This window comes from Promicromonospora sp. NPDC060271 (assembly GCF_042726755.1).
Taxonomy (GTDB): domain Bacteria; phylum Actinomycetota; class Actinomycetes; order Actinomycetales; family Cellulomonadaceae; genus Promicromonospora.
The window spans coordinates 1-15,350 of record NZ_JBHXBG010000012.1 but is presented as its reverse complement, the minus strand read 5'-3'; the positions used below and the strand labels follow the sequence as shown (position 1 = coordinate 15,350).

At 71.5% G+C, this 15,350-nt stretch carries 18 protein-coding genes; 14 read left to right on the top strand and 4 right to left on the bottom strand.

Going from position 1 to position 15,350, the window contains the following annotated elements; translation table 11 throughout:
• Positions 1 to 3: 3 nt before the first annotated feature.
• Positions 4 to 756: a TetR/AcrR family transcriptional regulator gene (locus ACFWE2_RS03495; RefSeq protein ID WP_377222818.1), complete on the bottom strand. Its 753-nt coding sequence runs from the start codon at positions 754 to 756 to the stop codon at positions 4 to 6.
• A gap of 104 nt (positions 757 to 860) precedes the next feature.
• Here ACFWE2_RS03495 and ACFWE2_RS03490 point away from each other — a divergent pair, with 104 nt between their 5' ends.
• From ACFWE2_RS03490 to ACFWE2_RS03465, 6 genes are all read left to right on the top strand, one after another.
• Positions 861 to 1,358 (top strand): nitroreductase family deazaflavin-dependent oxidoreductase, encoded by a 498-nt coding sequence (locus ACFWE2_RS03490; protein WP_377222817.1) that lies wholly within the window; start codon positions 861 to 863, stop codon positions 1,356 to 1,358.
• Positions 1,355 to 2,326: an NAD(P)-dependent alcohol dehydrogenase gene (locus tag ACFWE2_RS03485; protein ID WP_377222816.1), complete on the top strand. Its 972-nt coding sequence runs from the start codon at positions 1,355 to 1,357 to the stop codon at positions 2,324 to 2,326. Before ACFWE2_RS03490 ends, ACFWE2_RS03485 begins: the two co-directional genes overlap by 4 nt.
• 28 nt (positions 2,327 to 2,354) lie before the next feature.
• Entirely contained in the window at positions 2,355 to 3,023 is a 669-nt protein-coding gene (locus tag ACFWE2_RS03480) for a ThuA domain-containing protein (RefSeq protein WP_377222815.1), read from the top strand.
• A gap of 43 nt (positions 3,024 to 3,066) precedes the next feature.
• Positions 3,067 to 3,810 carry a hypothetical protein gene (locus ACFWE2_RS03475; RefSeq protein WP_377222814.1) on the top strand — a complete coding sequence of 248 codons (744 nt, stop codon included), beginning with the start codon at positions 3,067 to 3,069 and terminating at the stop codon, positions 3,808 to 3,810.
• 66 nt (positions 3,811 to 3,876) lie between these two features.
• A complete protein-coding gene (locus ACFWE2_RS03470) occupies positions 3,877 to 4,110 on the top strand; it encodes an antitoxin (protein ID WP_377222813.1) in 234 nt (77 codons plus the stop codon).
• Positions 4,097 to 4,447: a type II toxin-antitoxin system PemK/MazF family toxin gene (locus ACFWE2_RS03465; RefSeq protein ID WP_377222812.1), complete on the top strand. Its 351-nt coding sequence runs from the start codon at positions 4,097 to 4,099 to the stop codon at positions 4,445 to 4,447. Before ACFWE2_RS03470 ends, ACFWE2_RS03465 begins: the two co-directional genes overlap by 14 nt.
• Before the next feature lie 24 nt (positions 4,448 to 4,471).
• Here the strand turns inward: ACFWE2_RS03465 and ACFWE2_RS03460 are convergent, their stop codons facing one another.
• Positions 4,472 to 4,951: a tRNA (cytidine(34)-2'-O)-methyltransferase gene (locus tag ACFWE2_RS03460; protein ID WP_377222849.1), complete on the bottom strand. Its 480-nt coding sequence runs from the start codon at positions 4,949 to 4,951 to the stop codon at positions 4,472 to 4,474.
• A gap of 261 nt (positions 4,952 to 5,212) precedes the next feature.
• Between ACFWE2_RS03460 and trpS the strand changes: the two genes are divergently transcribed.
• Complete coding sequence (gene trpS / locus ACFWE2_RS03455; protein ID WP_377222811.1) at positions 5,213 to 6,346, top strand: tryptophan--tRNA ligase; 1,134 nt, start codon at positions 5,213 to 5,215, stop codon at positions 6,344 to 6,346.
• 98 nt (positions 6,347 to 6,444) lie between these two features.
• Positions 6,445 to 6,948: a hypothetical protein gene (locus tag ACFWE2_RS03450; RefSeq protein WP_377222810.1), complete on the top strand. Its 504-nt coding sequence runs from the start codon at positions 6,445 to 6,447 to the stop codon at positions 6,946 to 6,948.
• A gap of 160 nt (positions 6,949 to 7,108) precedes the next feature.
• Here ACFWE2_RS03450 and ACFWE2_RS03445 read toward each other — a convergent pair whose 3' ends face one another.
• A complete protein-coding gene (locus tag ACFWE2_RS03445; protein WP_377222809.1) occupies positions 7,109 to 9,022 on the bottom strand; it encodes a phosphoenolpyruvate carboxykinase (GTP) in 1,914 nt (637 codons plus the stop codon).
• A gap of 192 nt (positions 9,023 to 9,214) precedes the next feature.
• On the opposite strand from ACFWE2_RS03445, the gene ACFWE2_RS03440 reads away from it, so the two are divergent.
• Together ACFWE2_RS03440 and ACFWE2_RS03435 are read left to right on the top strand one after the other, a co-directional pair.
• Positions 9,215 to 10,702 carry a helix-turn-helix domain-containing protein gene (locus ACFWE2_RS03440; protein WP_377222808.1) on the top strand — a complete coding sequence of 496 codons (1,488 nt, stop codon included), beginning with the start codon at positions 9,215 to 9,217 and terminating at the stop codon, positions 10,700 to 10,702.
• 199 nt (positions 10,703 to 10,901) lie between these two features.
• Complete coding sequence (locus ACFWE2_RS03435; RefSeq protein ID WP_377222807.1) at positions 10,902 to 11,516, top strand: hypothetical protein; 615 nt, start codon at positions 10,902 to 10,904, stop codon at positions 11,514 to 11,516.
• 106 nt (positions 11,517 to 11,622) lie between these two features.
• Here the strand turns inward: ACFWE2_RS03435 and ACFWE2_RS03430 are convergent, their stop codons facing one another.
• Positions 11,623 to 12,918, bottom strand: a complete 1,296-nt coding sequence (locus tag ACFWE2_RS03430; protein ID WP_377222806.1) for an alpha/beta fold hydrolase — start codon at positions 12,916 to 12,918, stop codon at positions 11,623 to 11,625.
• Between the two features lie 70 nt (positions 12,919 to 12,988).
• Between ACFWE2_RS03430 and ACFWE2_RS03425 the strand changes: the two genes are divergently transcribed.
• Genes ACFWE2_RS03425 through ACFWE2_RS03410 form a run of 4 tightly spaced genes read left to right on the top strand, consistent with a single transcriptional unit; the run spans position 12,989 to position 15,154 of the window.
• Positions 12,989 to 13,444, top strand: a complete 456-nt coding sequence (locus ACFWE2_RS03425; RefSeq protein WP_377222805.1) for a helix-turn-helix domain-containing protein — start codon at positions 12,989 to 12,991, stop codon at positions 13,442 to 13,444.
• Complete coding sequence (locus ACFWE2_RS03420) at positions 13,441 to 13,839, top strand: DUF86 domain-containing protein (RefSeq protein WP_377222804.1); 399 nt, start codon at positions 13,441 to 13,443, stop codon at positions 13,837 to 13,839. Before ACFWE2_RS03425 ends, ACFWE2_RS03420 begins: the two co-directional genes overlap by 4 nt.
• A gap of 27 nt (positions 13,840 to 13,866) precedes the next feature.
• The gene (locus tag ACFWE2_RS03415; RefSeq protein WP_377222803.1) at positions 13,867 to 14,577 is read left to right on the top strand and encodes a hypothetical protein; all 711 of its coding nucleotides are present in this window, start codon (positions 13,867 to 13,869) and stop codon (positions 14,575 to 14,577) included.
• Positions 14,561 to 15,154, top strand: a complete 594-nt coding sequence (locus ACFWE2_RS03410) for a TetR/AcrR family transcriptional regulator (RefSeq protein WP_377222802.1) — start codon at positions 14,561 to 14,563, stop codon at positions 15,152 to 15,154. Before ACFWE2_RS03415 ends, ACFWE2_RS03410 begins: the two co-directional genes overlap by 17 nt.
• Positions 15,155 to 15,350: the final 196 nt, after the last annotated feature.

The window sequence follows — 15,350 nt, the reverse complement described above, 5'->3', positions numbered from 1 at the left end:
GGGTCAGGGCCGCTCGCGCTCGGCCAGCCGGTCGAGCCCGTCGAGGATGATGTCCAGGCCGAACTCGAACTCGGTCTGGTCGTCGCACCAGCCGAGGGTGGGGTCGGCGTCGTCGTGGCTGACGGCGGCGAGCATCTCGACCATGTGCGGGACCTGGTCGGCCATCTGCATGAGCATCGCGGTGGCGGCGTCGGCGGCGCCCTCCTTGGCGCCGCCACCGGCCGCCGAGCCCGCCGTGGCGCCGTCGGGCTCGAAGAGCTCCTGGGAGAAGCCGAGCGCACGGCTGCCCAGCGCGTGCATGGCGTGGTGGACCAGGTCGTACGAGAATCCGCCGCGCCGCATCAGCCCGATCAGCGAGTCGTAGTACCGGACGACGTGCAGGCTGAAGGACTTCCTGGTCTCCAGGACCGTCGACGCCCACGGGTGGCGCAGCAGCACCGCCCGGGCCGTGAGGATCTGCCGGCGCATGGCCGGCTTCCACGAGGACCGGGGCGCGTCGTCGGCCACGGGCTCCAGCCGGCCGACGGCGTCCTGGATCTCCGCCGCGACGACGTCGACCACGCCGTCCAGGAGGTCTTCCTTGTTGGCGACGTGGTGATAGAGCGACATCGCCTCGATCCCGAGCTCGCGGGCCAGGCTGCGCATGGTGAGTGACCCGAGGCCGTCGCGGTCGGCCAGGGCGACCGCCGACTCGAGCACCCGGGCGCGCGTCAGGGCGCTCCGTTGGGCCGTGCCCGTCGTCCTGGGTGAAGTCATGGTCTCGCGATCCTACGTCGGCAGAACCCTTGACGGGCCCCGCGCACGGGCCTACCTTACGTCGTAAGGCTTACACCGTAAGTCTCTTCGAGAAGGTAGATGTCATGTGGACCTGGATCCTCTGGACGGTCGGAGGGCTGCTGGCGGTGGCACTCGCTGCGTTCCTCGCCCTCGTGGTGACGATGCGTACCAAGAACCGCCGCGGGCTCGGCGCCATCCGCAGGTTCAGCAAGCGGTTCGGCCGCCCCATCGAGCTGCGGACGGCAGGCGAGCCCGGTGCGTCCGCCGCGCTGATCCGCCACGTCGGCCGGCGGTCGGGTGCGCCGTACGCGACACCGATCACCGTGTATCCGATGGACGACGACTTCCTCGTCTACCTCCCGTACGGACCGGACGTGGACTGGCTGCGGAACATCCGCGCGGCGGGCTCCGCGGAGCTGCGGGTCGAGGGGTACACGCACCAGGTGGCCCCGCAGGTCGTGGAACCGGCTGAGGCCCTGCCCTACCTGTCCAAACGGGACCGTGGGGTCGCCCGTCTCTTCGGCGTCACCGACTTCCTCGCGCTCCGGCGGGCGCCGGTCGCCTCGGGCGGCACCGCGTGAGGGCAGTGCTCCGGGACGCGTACGGCCCTGTCGACATCCTTCGGGTGTCCACGGTCGAGGACCCGGTCCCGGGCCCCGGCGAGGTGGTGGTCCGGGTCGCCGCAGCCTCCCTGAACATGGCGGACCTCGATCACCTCCTCGGCCTCCCGCGTCTCGCCCGCCTCGGGACAGGGCTGGTGCGGCCAACCAACCGCCGGGTGGGGGTCGACGTGGCGGGGACGGTCGAGGAAGTGGGGCCGGACGTGACCGGGCTCCGGCCGGGCGATCGGGTCTGGGCCGACCTCTTCGACAGCGGGCACGGCGCGTTGGCCGACCGGGTGCTCGTCCCGGCGTCGGCCCTGGCGCCCCTGCCGGACGGTGTCCCGTTCGACGTCGCCGCCACCGCCCCGCACTCCGGAACACTCGCCCTGCAGAGCCTGCGTGCCGTCGGGCCGATCCGGCCGGGCGAGCGGGTGCTGGTCAACGGGGCCGGGGGCTGCGTCGGGCCGTTCGCCGTGCAGATGGCGAAGGCGCGCGGAGCCGTCGTGACCGCCGTCGATCACGGTGACAAGCTCGACTTCCTCCGGGAGCTGGGTGCGGACGAGGTGATCGACTACACCCGCGAGGACTTCGTGCGGGGTGACCGGCGGTTCGACGTCGTCCTCGACATCGCCGACACCCGGTCCCTGGTGGCGCTCCGGCGTTCGCTGGCCCCGGGCGGGCGGTACGTGCTGGTCGCGCGGCGGATCGGCTCGTTCGCGGAGAAGGCGCTCCTGGGTCCGGTCGTCGGCAGGCTGACCGGGACCCGGATGTCCACGTTCTTCTGGCGTCCCAACCAGCGGGCCGACCTGGACGAGCTGGCCCGGCTTCTCGTCGCCGGCGACGTGCTGCCCCGGATCGACCGGCGCTACGGGCTCGACGGCACCGTCGAGGCGTTCCGGCGCCTCGGGTCGGGGCGAGCGCGGGGCAAGGTGCTCGTAGTCCCGTAGGCCACGGACGTCGTGGCAGGATCGCATCGTGACGACGAAGCGCATCCTCATCCTGTCCGGCCGCGGACGCTACGAGGACCCCTGGCACGACCACGCCGCGACGTCGCACCAGGTTGCCGGGATCATCGGTGACCTGGGTGCGGTCGAGGTCCGGGGGATCTTCCGGGACGCGCTGGACGACCTCGACTCCGTGGGCCTCCTGGTGGTCAACGGCGGCTCGGGTCGCCGGGACCCCGAGTTCGACGGGTCCGACGACGACTGGCTCGCCTTCCACACCCGGCTGGCGGGCTGGGCGCGGGCCGGGGCAGCGGTGCTCGGCCTGCACCAGGCCGCCAACACCTTCTACGACGCACCCGAGTGGCCGGAGGTGCTCGGCGGACGGTGGATTCCGGGCGAGTCCATGCATCCTCCGATCGGCCAGGCGCGGTTCGAGCTGGCGCAGGGACACCCGGTCACCGAAGGTCTCGACGCCGTCGAAGCCTTCGACGAGCGGTACTGCCGCCTGCAGGTGACTCCGGGCGCGCGCGTGCTCGGCACCACGGTGGACGACGACGGCGCCGAGCAGCCGATCCTGTGGGTCAACGACGCGCACGGCGGACGCACCGTCTACTCGGCGCTGGGCCACGACGCGCGCTCGTACGCCTCGGCGGGCCACCGCGAGCTCCTGCGCCGGTCGGCCTCCTGGCTGCTCTCGTAGCGGGGTTGACCTCAACCAAGGTTGGGGTTGTTGGCTGGGCCGCATGCAGATCATGAGCGTCGACACGGTGACCCGATCGATCACGGAGACCGCCGCGTACTACCAGACAGTCCTTCGCCTGCCGGTGCGGAAGGAGATCGGCGCGGTGGAGGTCACCGTCGGCCGATCGGTGGTCCGGTTCCGGGAGGACGCCGACGCCGTGGGCGACCAGCACTACGCCTTTCTCATCGACGACGCGCGGTTCGACGCGGCCCGAGCCTTCCTCGCGGCGGGCCCAGGGCTGCTGAGCGACGGCGACCGGACGGAGTTCGAGGCGCAGCCCGAATGGAACGCGCGGTCGCTCTACTTCCCGGGTCCGGACCGGTCGGTCCTGGAGGTCATCGCGCGCCGTGATCTGCCCTCGAACCTGGATGCCGGGCACGCGTCGGGGGCGAAGGCCTCGAGCCCGCACGTGCCCGGCACCCAGCCTGCCCCGTTCGGCCCCGGCGACCTGCTCTCCGTGAGCGAGGTCGGCATCGCGGTGCCCGACGTCCCGGGCACCGCCGACCGGCTCACCGACGCCGGCATCGGGCGCTACCCGGACGGCTCGGCGACGTTCAGCCCGGCCGGGCACATCGACGGCATGCTCATCCTGGTGAGCCCGGGCCGCACGTGGTTCCCGACGTCGGACCGGGTGGTGGCCGAGCCGCCGGTCACGGTGCTCGCGCAGGCCGGCCCCGCGAGCCCCGGCGTGCGTCCCGGGAGGTACGAGCTGGCGCCGGGGCGTGTGCTCGTCGTCCGGCCGTAGCCGGGTAGGTGCCACCTGGGTACTACCCCTGGTCCAGAACGGGGCAGTTCGGGTAGGATCTCCGGTATGAAGGTCAGTGTGAGCATTCCGGAACAGGATCTACGGTTCCTGGACGACTATGCGGAGGACAAAGGGCTCGGCTCCCGGTCGGCCGCCGTCCACGAGGCGATCGTCGCACTGCGGCAGATGGCACTCACGCTCGAGGCTGAGCAGGCGATCGCAGAGTGGTATGACTCAGGTGAAGCAGAGATCTGGGACGTGACAGTGGCCGACGGACTGGAGTCCGATGTACCGCGGTGAGATCTGGTACGCGGACCTCGACCCGGTTCGGGGGTCCGAGGCGAACAAGGTTCGTCCTGTCGTGATCGTGTCGAATGACGCCTATAACGCAGCGGCTCGACGGCTCGGGCGCGGCGTGCTGACCGTCGTGCCGCTGACAAGCAACGTCAAGCGGGTGCACTCGTTCCAGACGCTGGTCTCGAAGCAGGGCTCAGGGCTGCCCGTCGACTCCAAGGCGCAGGCGGAACAGGTGCGTGCAGTCGACATGGCGCGCCTGGTGAACCGTGTCGGGAAGCTGTCCGCTGAGGAGGCTGCCGAGCTCGATGACGCCCTGCTCGTACACCTCGGGCTCTCTTGAGGCGTGCCCCCGAGTTCACCTGCGTCACGCCCCCTCGGCGAACCCCGCCTGCCGCCACACCTCGTACACCGCGATCGACGCCGCGTTCGTCAGGTTGAGCGACCTGCGCCCGGGCAGCATCGGGATCCGCAGCTCGTCGGTGACCCGCGGATGGGCGAGCGCCTCGGGCGGCAGGCCGGTGGGCTCCGGCCCGAACAGCAGGACGTCACCCGGCCGGTACTCGACGTCGGTGAACCGAGTGGTGGCCCGGGTCGTGAACGCGAAGACGCGCGCGTCCGGGAGGGCGTCGAGCGCCGCGTCCAGCGAGGGGTGCACGTCCATGACGGCGAGGTCGTGGTAGTCGAGGCCCGCGCGCTTCAGCTTGGCCTCCGAGAGGTCGAAGCCCAGCGGCTCCACCAGGTGCAGCCGGGCCCCGGTGACCGCCGCGAGCCGGATCGCGGACCCGGTGTTCCCAGGGATGCGCGGTTCGAAGTACACGACGTGGGCGAGCGGGGTCTCTGGCAGCGTGGGGGCATCGGCGGAGTGCGGCACGTATCCATTCTCGCTGCCCGACGGCGGAGCTCCGTCCCGCCCGTGGGCATTGCTCAGCGCCGGACCTCCGCATACCCTGACCGCATGACGCACGGGCTGAGCTGGTGGCGGCTGCACTCGCAGCCGTGACCTGACGCGCCCACCGCACAGAAGTCCCGAGCTGCTCGCCGCAGCCGGGACTTTTTCTGTGCCCGACGTCGTGCGCGGGCAGCTCCTCGACCGAAGGAGACCCCCATGTCCGTCACCATCACGCCCCAGGCGACCACCTCGCCGTCCGGCACACCCCGCGAGCCACGCAGCACTACCCGGTCCGCCGCGGCGGCCCGCGAACGCAGCGCCGTCCTGGAGAGCCGGATCGCCCGGAACCCGGGGGAGTACCGGGTCCTGACCGGGGACCGACCCACAGGCGCGCTGCACCTCGGTCACCTGCTCGGGACCGTCGAGAACCGGGTGCGCCTGCAGGACCTGGGCGTCGAGGTGTTCCTGATCGTCGCCGACTACCAGGTCATCACCGACCGGGACGACGCCGGGGACCTGCCCGCCACCGTCCGCGAGGTGCTGCTCGACTATCTGGCGGCCGGCCTGGATCCGGAGCGCAGCACCGTCTTCACGCATTCGGCGGTGCCGGCGCTGAACCAGCTTCTGCTGCCGTTCCTCTCGCTGGTCACCGTCGCCGAGCTGGAGCGCAACCCCACGGTGAAGGCCGAGGCGGCGGCCGCGGCCGAGCGAGGCAGGCGGGGGACGAGCGGCCTGCTGTTCACCTACCCGGTGCACCAGGCCGCCGACATCCTGTTCTGCCACGGCAACCTCGTGCCGGTCGGCGAGGACCAGCTACCGCACCTCGAGACCACCCGGATGGTGGCGCGGCGCTTCAACCAGCGGTACTCGGCCGCGCAGCCGTACTTCCCCGAGCCGGACGCGCTCATCGCGCAGTCCCTCACGATCCTGGGCAACGACGGCGCCAAGATGTCGAAGTCGCGCGGGAACGCGCTGGAGCTGCGCGCCTCGGCGGACGAGACCATGGCGTACTTCAAGCGGGCCAGGACCGACGCGGACCGGACGATCACCTACGAGCCGGAGCGTCGGCCCGAGATCGCGAACCTCCTCCAGATCGGTGCCCACTTCACCGGGACGTCGCCGGGGACGCTCGCCGACGAGGTGGGCTCGGCCGGCGCGGGGCGGCTCAAGGAGATCGTCAGCGAGGCGGTGGTGGAGGGCCTGCGCCCGCTCCGTGCCCGGCGGCAGGAGCTTGCCTCGGCGGGACCGCGGTACCTCGCCGAGGTGCTCGCGAGCGGCAACGCCCGGGCGAACGCGATAGCGGACTGCACCCTCGACGAGGTCCGCGACCTGATGGGGATGCGGTACTGAGCGGGCGTACCCGGGAGGGGTCCCCGACTGCCGCGGTTACGGTCGGCGCGCGTGCGGTGGGCACGCGTGCCGGTTCACAACGATCCTTGGAGGCAGTCATGATCACCACCCCTCGGAAGCCCTGGGGCAGACGGACCATGGCGCTGGTCACGGCCCTGACCCTTGCGCTGCCCGCCACCGCCGCGGCCGCCGCGCCCGTGCCGGCCGCGCCCGTGCTGGCCGCACCGGCGGTGGCGGCGGCCCCGGCGTCGTCGGCAGGACAGGTCGGGTCGATGGCCACCGCCTGCCCGGGGAGCCGCATAGTGCACAAGCCGATCAAGGTCGGCCGCCGTACGGTCGCGTGGCTGAACGTCTTCCACGACCGTGGCTCCGGCACCAAGTGTGCCGAGACTGCGCACACCGGCCCGAGCTGGGGAGTGTGGGCGTACACCGAGGTCCAGATCTGGACCCGGAGCAGCTCCTCCGGTGTGGGCGGTGACTACCGCTACCGCACCGGTCCGGCGTCGATCGGGCGCGCCAACGGGGTCTGCGTCGGCGCGCGGGGAATCATCGAGTGGCGCGGCGCCATGCGGTCGACCCCGGTGCACCAGCTCTGCGGCTGACCGCAGCGCACGACGGGCGGTCCCCGGAAAGTCGGGCGCTCCCGGAGAAATAAGATCCCCGGCCGGGATGCCTCAATAACCCGGCCGGGGAACTTGGTTCGGACGGTCGACGGCGCGACGGGTAGCCACCCAGGGAAGCCGCGCCGTCGGCCGTCCGAAGTCAGCGGGCCAGACGCTCCTTCAGGGCGTCGAGCTGGGCACGCAGCGCGGCCGGCGTGTGGTCGCCGAACTGCGCGAAGAACTCCTCGGTCAGCTCGGCCTCGGCCAGCCACGGCTCCGTCGGGACGTCGAAGAGGGCGGCCAGGTCGGCGTCCGGCACGTCGATGCCGGCAAGGTTCAGCGTGCCAGGAGCGGGCAGGGCGCCCACCGGGGAGGCCACGGAGGCGTCCGGCCGCAGGCCGCGCCCCGCCTCGACCTGGCCGACGATCCACTCGATGACGCGCGAGTTCTCGCCGAAGCCGGGCCACAGGAAGCGGCCGTCCTCGCCCTTGCGGAACCAGTTCACCTGGAAGATCCGCGGGCGCTTCGACTCCTCGATGCCCGCGCCGACCTCCAGCCAGTGCGCCCAGTGGTCGGCCATGTTGTAGCCGCAGAACGGGAGCATCGCGAAGGGGTCGCGGCGCAGCTCACCGAGCGCGCCCTCGGCAGCCGCCGTGCGCTCCGACGAGATGGTGGCGCCCATGAACACGCCGTGCTCCCAGCCGAACGACTGGGCGACCAGCGGCACGTTGGTGGCGCGGCGGCCGCCGAACACGATCGCGTCGACCGGCACGCCCGCCGGGTCCTCCCAGGTGTCCGCGATGGTGGGGCACTGGGCAGCGGCCACGGTGAAGCGGGAGTTCGGGTGGGCTGCCGGCTTGTCGGAGGCGGGCGTCCAGTCGTTACCCTGCCAGTCGATGAGGTGCTCCGGCGCCTCCGGCGTGAGGCCCTCCCACCAGACGTCGCCGTCGTCGGTCAGGGCGACGTTCGTGAAGATCGTGTCCCGGTCGAAGGTCGCGACGGCCGTCGGGTTGGTGTCGATGCCGGTGCCCGGCGCGACGCCGAAGAAGCCGGCCTCGGGGTTGATGGCGCGCAGCGTGCCGTCGGGCCCGGGGCGCATCCAGACGATGTCGTCACCGAGGGTCTCGACCTTCCAGCCCGGGATGGTGGGCTGCAGCATCGCGAGGTTCGTCTTGCCGCACGCGCTCGGGAAGGCGGCGGCCAGGTGGTACTGGCGCTGCTCGGGCGACGTGATGCGGATGAGCAGCATGTGCTCGGCGAGCCAGCCGTCGGAGCGCGCCATCGTCGAGGCGATCCGCAGCGCGAAGCACTTCTTGCCGAGCAGGGCGTTGCCGCCGTAGCCGGAGCCGTATGACCAGATCTCCCGGGACTCCGGGAAGTGCACTATGTATTTGGTGTCGCTGCACGGCCAGGGGACGTCGGCCTCGCCGTCGGCCAGGGGCGCGCCGACGGAGTGCACGGCGGGGACCCACTGCTGCCCCGCGTCGATGAGGTCCAGGATCTCGGCGGACACGCGAGTCATGACGTGCATCGAGACGACGACGTACGGCGAGTCGGTGATCTCGATTCCCACCTGCGAGATCGGGCCGCCGACGGGACCCATGGAGAACGGCACCACGTACATGGTGCGGCCCCTCATCGAGCCCTCGAACACGCCCTTCAGCTCGGCGCGCATCTCGTCAGGAGCCACCCAGTTGTTGGTGGGGCCGGCGTCCTCCTCGTCCTGCGAGCAGATGAACGTGCGGGACTCGACCCGGGCGACGTCGGCCGGGTTGGAGCGGGCGAGGTACGACCCGGGACGCTTGTCCTGGTTGAGCTCGAGGAGCGTGCCCGCCGCCAGCATCTGGTCGATGAGGCGCTGCTTCTCCGCGGCGGAGCCGTCGCACCAGACGATCTCGTCCGGCTGGGTGAGCTCGGCGACGCCTGCCACCCAGGCACGCACGTCCTGCTCACCGACCGGCGGCACGGCGCGCAGCCGGGTCTCCGAGGACGTGCTGTAGCCCTGGCCGGTCGTCATGTCGGCGACGAGCTCGGCGACTAGCCGGGTTCGGCGGGGGTTCGCGAGGACGGACATGTGCGCTCCGATCGTCGTACGGCAGGCCACGGTGGCGGGCTTGTTTCCACTCTTGTGTGTTGATCCGCCCGAATTCCAGTCCACGGGCTGTCAAGAATCGGCGATCTTCACGTACTGTGAAGGAGTGGGTTCCTGTCGGCCTGTCCCGGACGTCTCCCGGTGACGGCCCTCACACGAACGGACGGAGGCGACGTGCCGGGCTCGAACGAGGCGTCAGCGCGCGGTGAGACCGACCTGATCACCCTGGGGCGCCGCATCCGGCACCTGCGCACCGCGCGAGGGCTCACCCTCGACGCGCTGGGCGAGAAGGTCGGCTCGGCGCCCAGCCTGCTGTCGCTCGTCGAGAACGGGCGGCGCGAACCACGCCTCGGTCTCCTGCGGTCGATCGCGGATGCCTTCGGCGTGCCGATGAGCGAGCTGCTCAGCGCGGAGCCGCCGTCGCGTCGCGCGGCCCTCGAGATCGCGCTCGACCGCGCCCAGCGCGGGCCGCTGTTCACCACCCTCGGCGTGCCCGCCGTCAAGCCGAGCCAGAAGCTGCCGATGCCCGTGCTGGAGCAGCTTGTCGGCCTGCACGAGGAGCTGGCGCGTCGCGAGCAGCTCGCCATCGCGACACCCGAGGAGGCGCGCCGCGCCAACACCGAGCTGCGTCTGGAGCGGGAGGCGCGCGACAACCACTACCCGCAGTTCGAGGCGGTGGCGGAACAGCTCGTCAAGGCAGCCGGGTACACGGGCGGCGCGCTGACGCACCGCACCGTCGCGCGGATGGCGGAGCAGATGGGCTTCACCCTGCTGCACGTGGACGACCTGCCGCGGTCCGCCCGCTCCGTGACGGATCTCCGGAACGGACGCATCTACCTGCCCCCGGCGTCGACCCCGGGAGGGCACGGGCTGCGGTCGCTGGCGCTGCAGGCGCTCGCCCACCGGGTGCTCGAGCACGACCGGCCGCGCTCCTACGGCGAGTTCCTGCGCCAGCGGGTCGAGATCACGTACTTCGCGGCCGCCTGCCTCGCGCCGCAGTTCGTGGCGGTCCCGTTCCTCGAGGCGCGCAAGCGGGACCGCGACCTGGCGGTGGAGGACTTCCGGGACGCGTTCGGCATCACGCACGAGGCCGCCGCGATGCGGCTCACCAACCTCGCGACGCACCACCTCGGCATTCCGCTGCACTTTCTGCGGGTCGGGGCCGACGGCGCGCTTTTCCGGGGCTACGCGAACGACGGCCTCCCCTTCCCGCAGGACGTCACGGGCGCCATCGAGGGGCAGCTCATCTGCCGGCGGTGGGCCGCCCGCGAGGCGTTCGAGCGCCGCGACCGGGCGACCGAGTTCTACCAGTACACCGACACGCCCGCCGGGACGTTCTGGTGCTCCACGCAGACCGGGTCGATGTCGCCGTCCGGTGGGCCCGACGGCGGATCGGGCGCGTTCTCCATCACGGTCGGGGTGCCCTACGCGCACGCCAAGTGGTTCCGCGGGCGCGACACCCAGGTGCGACGGGTCTCCACGTGCCCGGACCCGGCGTGCTGCCAGCGTCCGGCCCCTGCGCTCACCGAACGCTGGTCCGGCGAGGCCTGGCCGTCGGGGCGCATGCACCAGCAGATCCTCGCCGCGCTGCCGCGCGGTGCGTTCCCCGGGGTGGACGACGCGGAGGTGTACGCCTTCCTGGACAAGCACGCGCCGGAATGACCTGTCAGACGTGGCCCCACGTGTCGGACGCACACGTCACCCGAGTGACCCGTGCGTCTGACACCTCCGCCGGGTTCTGACAAGTCCGGAGGTTTCGCCGCGTCCTTCGCACGCCGCCGGGTTAGCGTAGGCAACCGTGGCATCGAACCTGGCTTGCATCGGACTGGACGTCTGGCGACGAAGCGACTTTCGCGACCTGGTGGCATCGGCCCGCGCCGAGGCGGAGACCATCGCGAAGGACGGCGAGGTCGGCGTGCACATCTGGACCGACGTGTCCGGTGCCCGCCTGATCATCACCACGGAGGGCGACCTGGTCCGGGTGGTCACGCCGACGTTCTACGCGGCGCCCGGCGCCATCATCTCCGAGCCGCAGGCCGTCGACGGCGGGCTCGTGCTCGCGGAGCTCGTGAACGGGGACGACGAGGTCATCACCGAGATCGCCTGCCAGCTCGAGGAGCTCGCCCTGCTCGCCTCGGCGTCGCCGCCGGTCGAGGGTCCGGTGTCCGTCGTCGTCCTGGGCAACTCCGTCCAGGTGCTCGACCAGGCCGAGGACGGCGTGCCCGACCTGAGCTTCGAGCCGACCGGGGCGTACGCCCTGTCGACCGACGCCACCGCCCACCTGACCGGCGTCGTGCTCGCGATCGAGCAGCGTTCCGTCGGCCGCACCGGCCAGGCCTTCACCGCCGCACGGGTGGAGACGGCGGGGTTCCAGGTGACGCTCTGCGTCCCGGCGGGCAAGCCGGGGCTCGCAGCGGGCGACGTCGTCGAGGTGGACGGCTACGTGGTCGCGTCAGTGCCCGCCCTGCGCGGCTGACCCGACCTGCCGAGAATCATCCCCTTCGAGGTCTAAGCTGCTCCCTTCTGAACCGATTCAGGACGGAGCAACTTAGACCTCGAAGGGGATGCAAACGTCATCGACGCTAGATGAGCGGCCCGCCCCGGGCGTCCAGACGGTCGAGCAGCCGGGACAGGACGTCGCCGAGGCGCAGGCCGTCGTGCTCGAACTCGTTCGTGACCCACGGCTCGACGTTCCCCACGTGCGCCGCCGTCTCGAGGGAGAGCGTCGAGTCCACGAACATGTCGTCGAAGTACACGGCGGCCTCGACGGGCACCTCGTTCTCGGCGAGGCGGTGCAGGTCGTACAGGTCGCGCCAGTGCTGCCGCTCGGCGAGGGCGTGCGCGGCCGCCTCGAACGGGCGCAGGGCGCTGATCTCGGCGAACATCCAGGGGTAGATCATCTCGCCGGTCATCAGCAGTGGCCGGGCGCTCTCGGCGAAGGCCGGATCGGCGTCGCGCACCGACTGGGCGGCCCACGCCGTCGGGCCGGTATGGGACTGGGCGTAGATCGACTCGTGCAGCACCGCGTACAGCGGGTTGGTCGCGAACGACGTCTCGGCCGCGACCGTGGCGAGGAACGTGTCGGTGAGGGGGCCGCCGTGCGGTGAGTCGAACGCCTCGTCGAGGATCCAGTGCACCCGCTCGAACCCGGGCTGCATGCCGAAGTCCATGCCGAGCGTCTGGAACCGGCGGGCGGTCAGGACGTCGCCGCCGGGCTCCGTCACGCTCCCGGTGGAGAGCCGGTCGGCGATGCGGCCGAGGGCCTTCACCGCATGCGGGTAGCGCGCGCGGAACTGCTCGTTCTTGGCGACCACGCGTGGCTGGGTGCGTTCGTAGACCTCGCGCGCCGACGCCGTGAGGCCGGGCAGGCCGCCGGTGACCAGGCTCGCGTTCAGGCCCTCCGGCGCGAACGACAGGTAGGTCATGGTGATGAACCCGCCGTACGACTGGCCCAGCGAGGTCCAGCGCCGGCCGTCGAACAGCGTCTTCCGGACGTGCTCCGCGTCGCGCACGATGTTGTCCGCGCGGAAGTGGCTGAGGTACTCCGCCTGCTCCTCCGCCGTGCCGAGGTCGCCGAGCGCCGCCGCCCGGACCGCGCTGGAGCGCCCGGTGCCGCGCTGGTCGAGCAGTACCACGCGGAACCGCTTCAGTGCGGTGCCCACCCAGCCGTCCGGGCCGGTCGGACGCGGGCCCTTGCCGCCGGGGCCGCCCTGGAGGAACACCAGCAGGGGCAGGTCCTCGGTGCGGCGTGTTGGATCCACGAGCTCACGGGCGAACACCGAGATCGTCGGTGAGTCGTCGGGCTGGGACCAGTCGAGCGGGACGTCGACGGAGTGGTCGGTGATGTGGACGCCGGGAAGGGTGTAGCTGATGGGCACGGGGTCACGTTATCGGTGCGGAGCGATCCTTCAACAGGGAGCTCTGATCACAGGTCGATATAATCGGTCTGTGAGCAACTACGGGACGGATCTGCGCACCCGGCGGCTGCGTGCCGGCCTGACGCAGCGCGAGCTGGCGGCGAGATCCGGAACCTCGCAGCCGGCGATAGCCGCGATCGAGAATGGTGTCCGCAGTCCCGCGCTGGAGACCCGTGCGCGGCTCGACGCCGCCCTCCGGGTGCGGCCGTCGATCCTGCTGGAGAACGCGCTCGAGCAGGTCCGGGAGGTGCTCGGCCGCTACCAGGTCACGAACCCACGCGTCTTCGGTTCCGTGGCGCGGGGCGAGGACACGGAGGAGTCCGACGTCGACCTGCTGGTCACGACCCCGGCGGACTTCGACATCTTCGACAAGGTCATGCTGACCGAGGCGCTGGAGGAGGTGCTGGGTGTGCACGTCGACGTGGTCCCGGACGATGCTCGCGGCGCCACCGTCGCGCGTGCGACGGCCGAGGCGGTGCCGCTGTGACCGGAGGCGGCGCAGCGCCCCTCGACGGCGAGGGCGCAGCCGACCGCGAGAAGGTGGCCCGGTATCTCGCAGACCTGTCCCGGTTCGGTGAGCAAGCACGTCAGCTGGTCTCCGAAGGGCGGGAGGCCTATCTGGCCCGGACGTTCGACGGCGAGCGGAGCAGGGGTTTCGGCGAGCACATAGTGCTGAACATCGCGACGGTGGCCGAGCGGCTCCCGGAGTGGTTCAAGGAGCTGCACCCCGACGTCGGGTGGCGGGCGCTCAAGGGCATGCGGAATCTGATCGCCCACGTGTATGACGGCGTGGACGACGAGCTCGTGTGGCGAGCACTGGAGAACCGCGTGCCCCGGATGATCGCTCAGCTGGTCGATCCCGAGGAAAACCCGTTGCATTAATGGAGTGTGCGCTCCAATAATTGGTCCATGACGACCACAGACGTGCGCCAGCACCCCGCACTACCCGTCCTGCTCGGCCTGGGCGTGCTCGTGATCGGCGTCGTGCTCGGCTGGTTCGCCTCCGCGTTGGCCGGCGGCCTCGCCGGCCTGATCGAGGCGACGCCGCTGCCGGTGCCTGGGCCGGTCAAGCTCGTCGAGTCGATGCCGCTCGCCTGGACCCTCGGCATCCTGGGCGGGCTCGGCCTGCTCGGCGGGGCGTTCGTCGCCTTCATGACGGTGGGCGAGGCGCCGGCCCTGAGTGTCGCGGACGACCACCTGGAGCACCGGCAGGAGGAGCGCGAGGTGTGGATCGAGCGGTCCGACGTCGGCGCCGCGTTCCGTGACACGAGGTACCTCGTGCTCCTGCGGCCCGACGGCGGGTTCCGTGCCCGGCTCGACGCCGACACCCTGTCCTGGGCCAAGGTCCGGGCCGCCCTGGAGCAGCACCGCTGGCCGTGGCGCGACGCCGACCCGTACGAGGAGCGCTTCGAGCGCTGGCTCGACGGCCGCCCCGGGTTCACCGCCGCGGAGAACGAGGCGCTCCGCCGTCGGCTCGAGGACCGCAAGGACGCCGCCGCCCTCCGCAAGGCGGACGACGACCTGGCCGCGCTCGGACTGGTGGCACGCGTCCGTGACGACCGGATCCAGGTGCGCCGGGCGGCGTCGGCCGACGAAGGCACGCGTGGCACGGACCGTTGACCCGGCACGCCACGAGGCGCGCAGGCTCGTCATCATCGACGCGGCCCTGACGGTCTTCGCCGAGCGCGGGTACGACGGTGCGACGACCGCCGAGATCTGCCGGCGGGCGGGTATCGGGTCGGGCACGTTCTTCCACTACTTCCCGACCAAGCTGGAGCTGCTGCTCGCGATCCTCACCCTCGGCATCCAGGAGGTCCGCGAGCAGGCGGAGCACTACGCGGGCCGCACCGACCCGCTCGGCGTGCTGCTCGACATCATCAGTCAGGGCGCGGAGGACGCCGCGGACCCCCGGATGCCGGGCTTCGTGCGCGCGGTGGGCGGCGTCATGCAGCAGCCGGAAGTCGCCGCCAAGCTCGAGGAGGACGCCCAGGCCCAGCGCGACCTGCTCCTGCCCTGGGTGGAGAAGGCCCAACGGGCGGGCGAGATCAGGACCGACCTGCCACCCGAGCGGATCGCTTCGTGGCTCTACCTGCTGACCGACGGCTTCCTGGGCCGCATCGCCGACGAGGAGACCTTCACGGCCGACACCGAGAAACCGATCCTCCTGGAAACGGCCCGCCGCTTCCTAACCCCCTGACCACAACCCAACCCACAACCCAACCCACAACCCAACCCACAACCCAACCCACAAGCCAACCCACAAGCCAACCCCACCAAACGACTGGTGGACGTACCCACCGCACAAGGCGCGGCAACAGACGAGCGGAGGGCAAGGAAGGCCTTGTCCGGCAGTAAGACGTTCCCGAAGTGGAGCGCCCCCTGGGGCGCGTGAA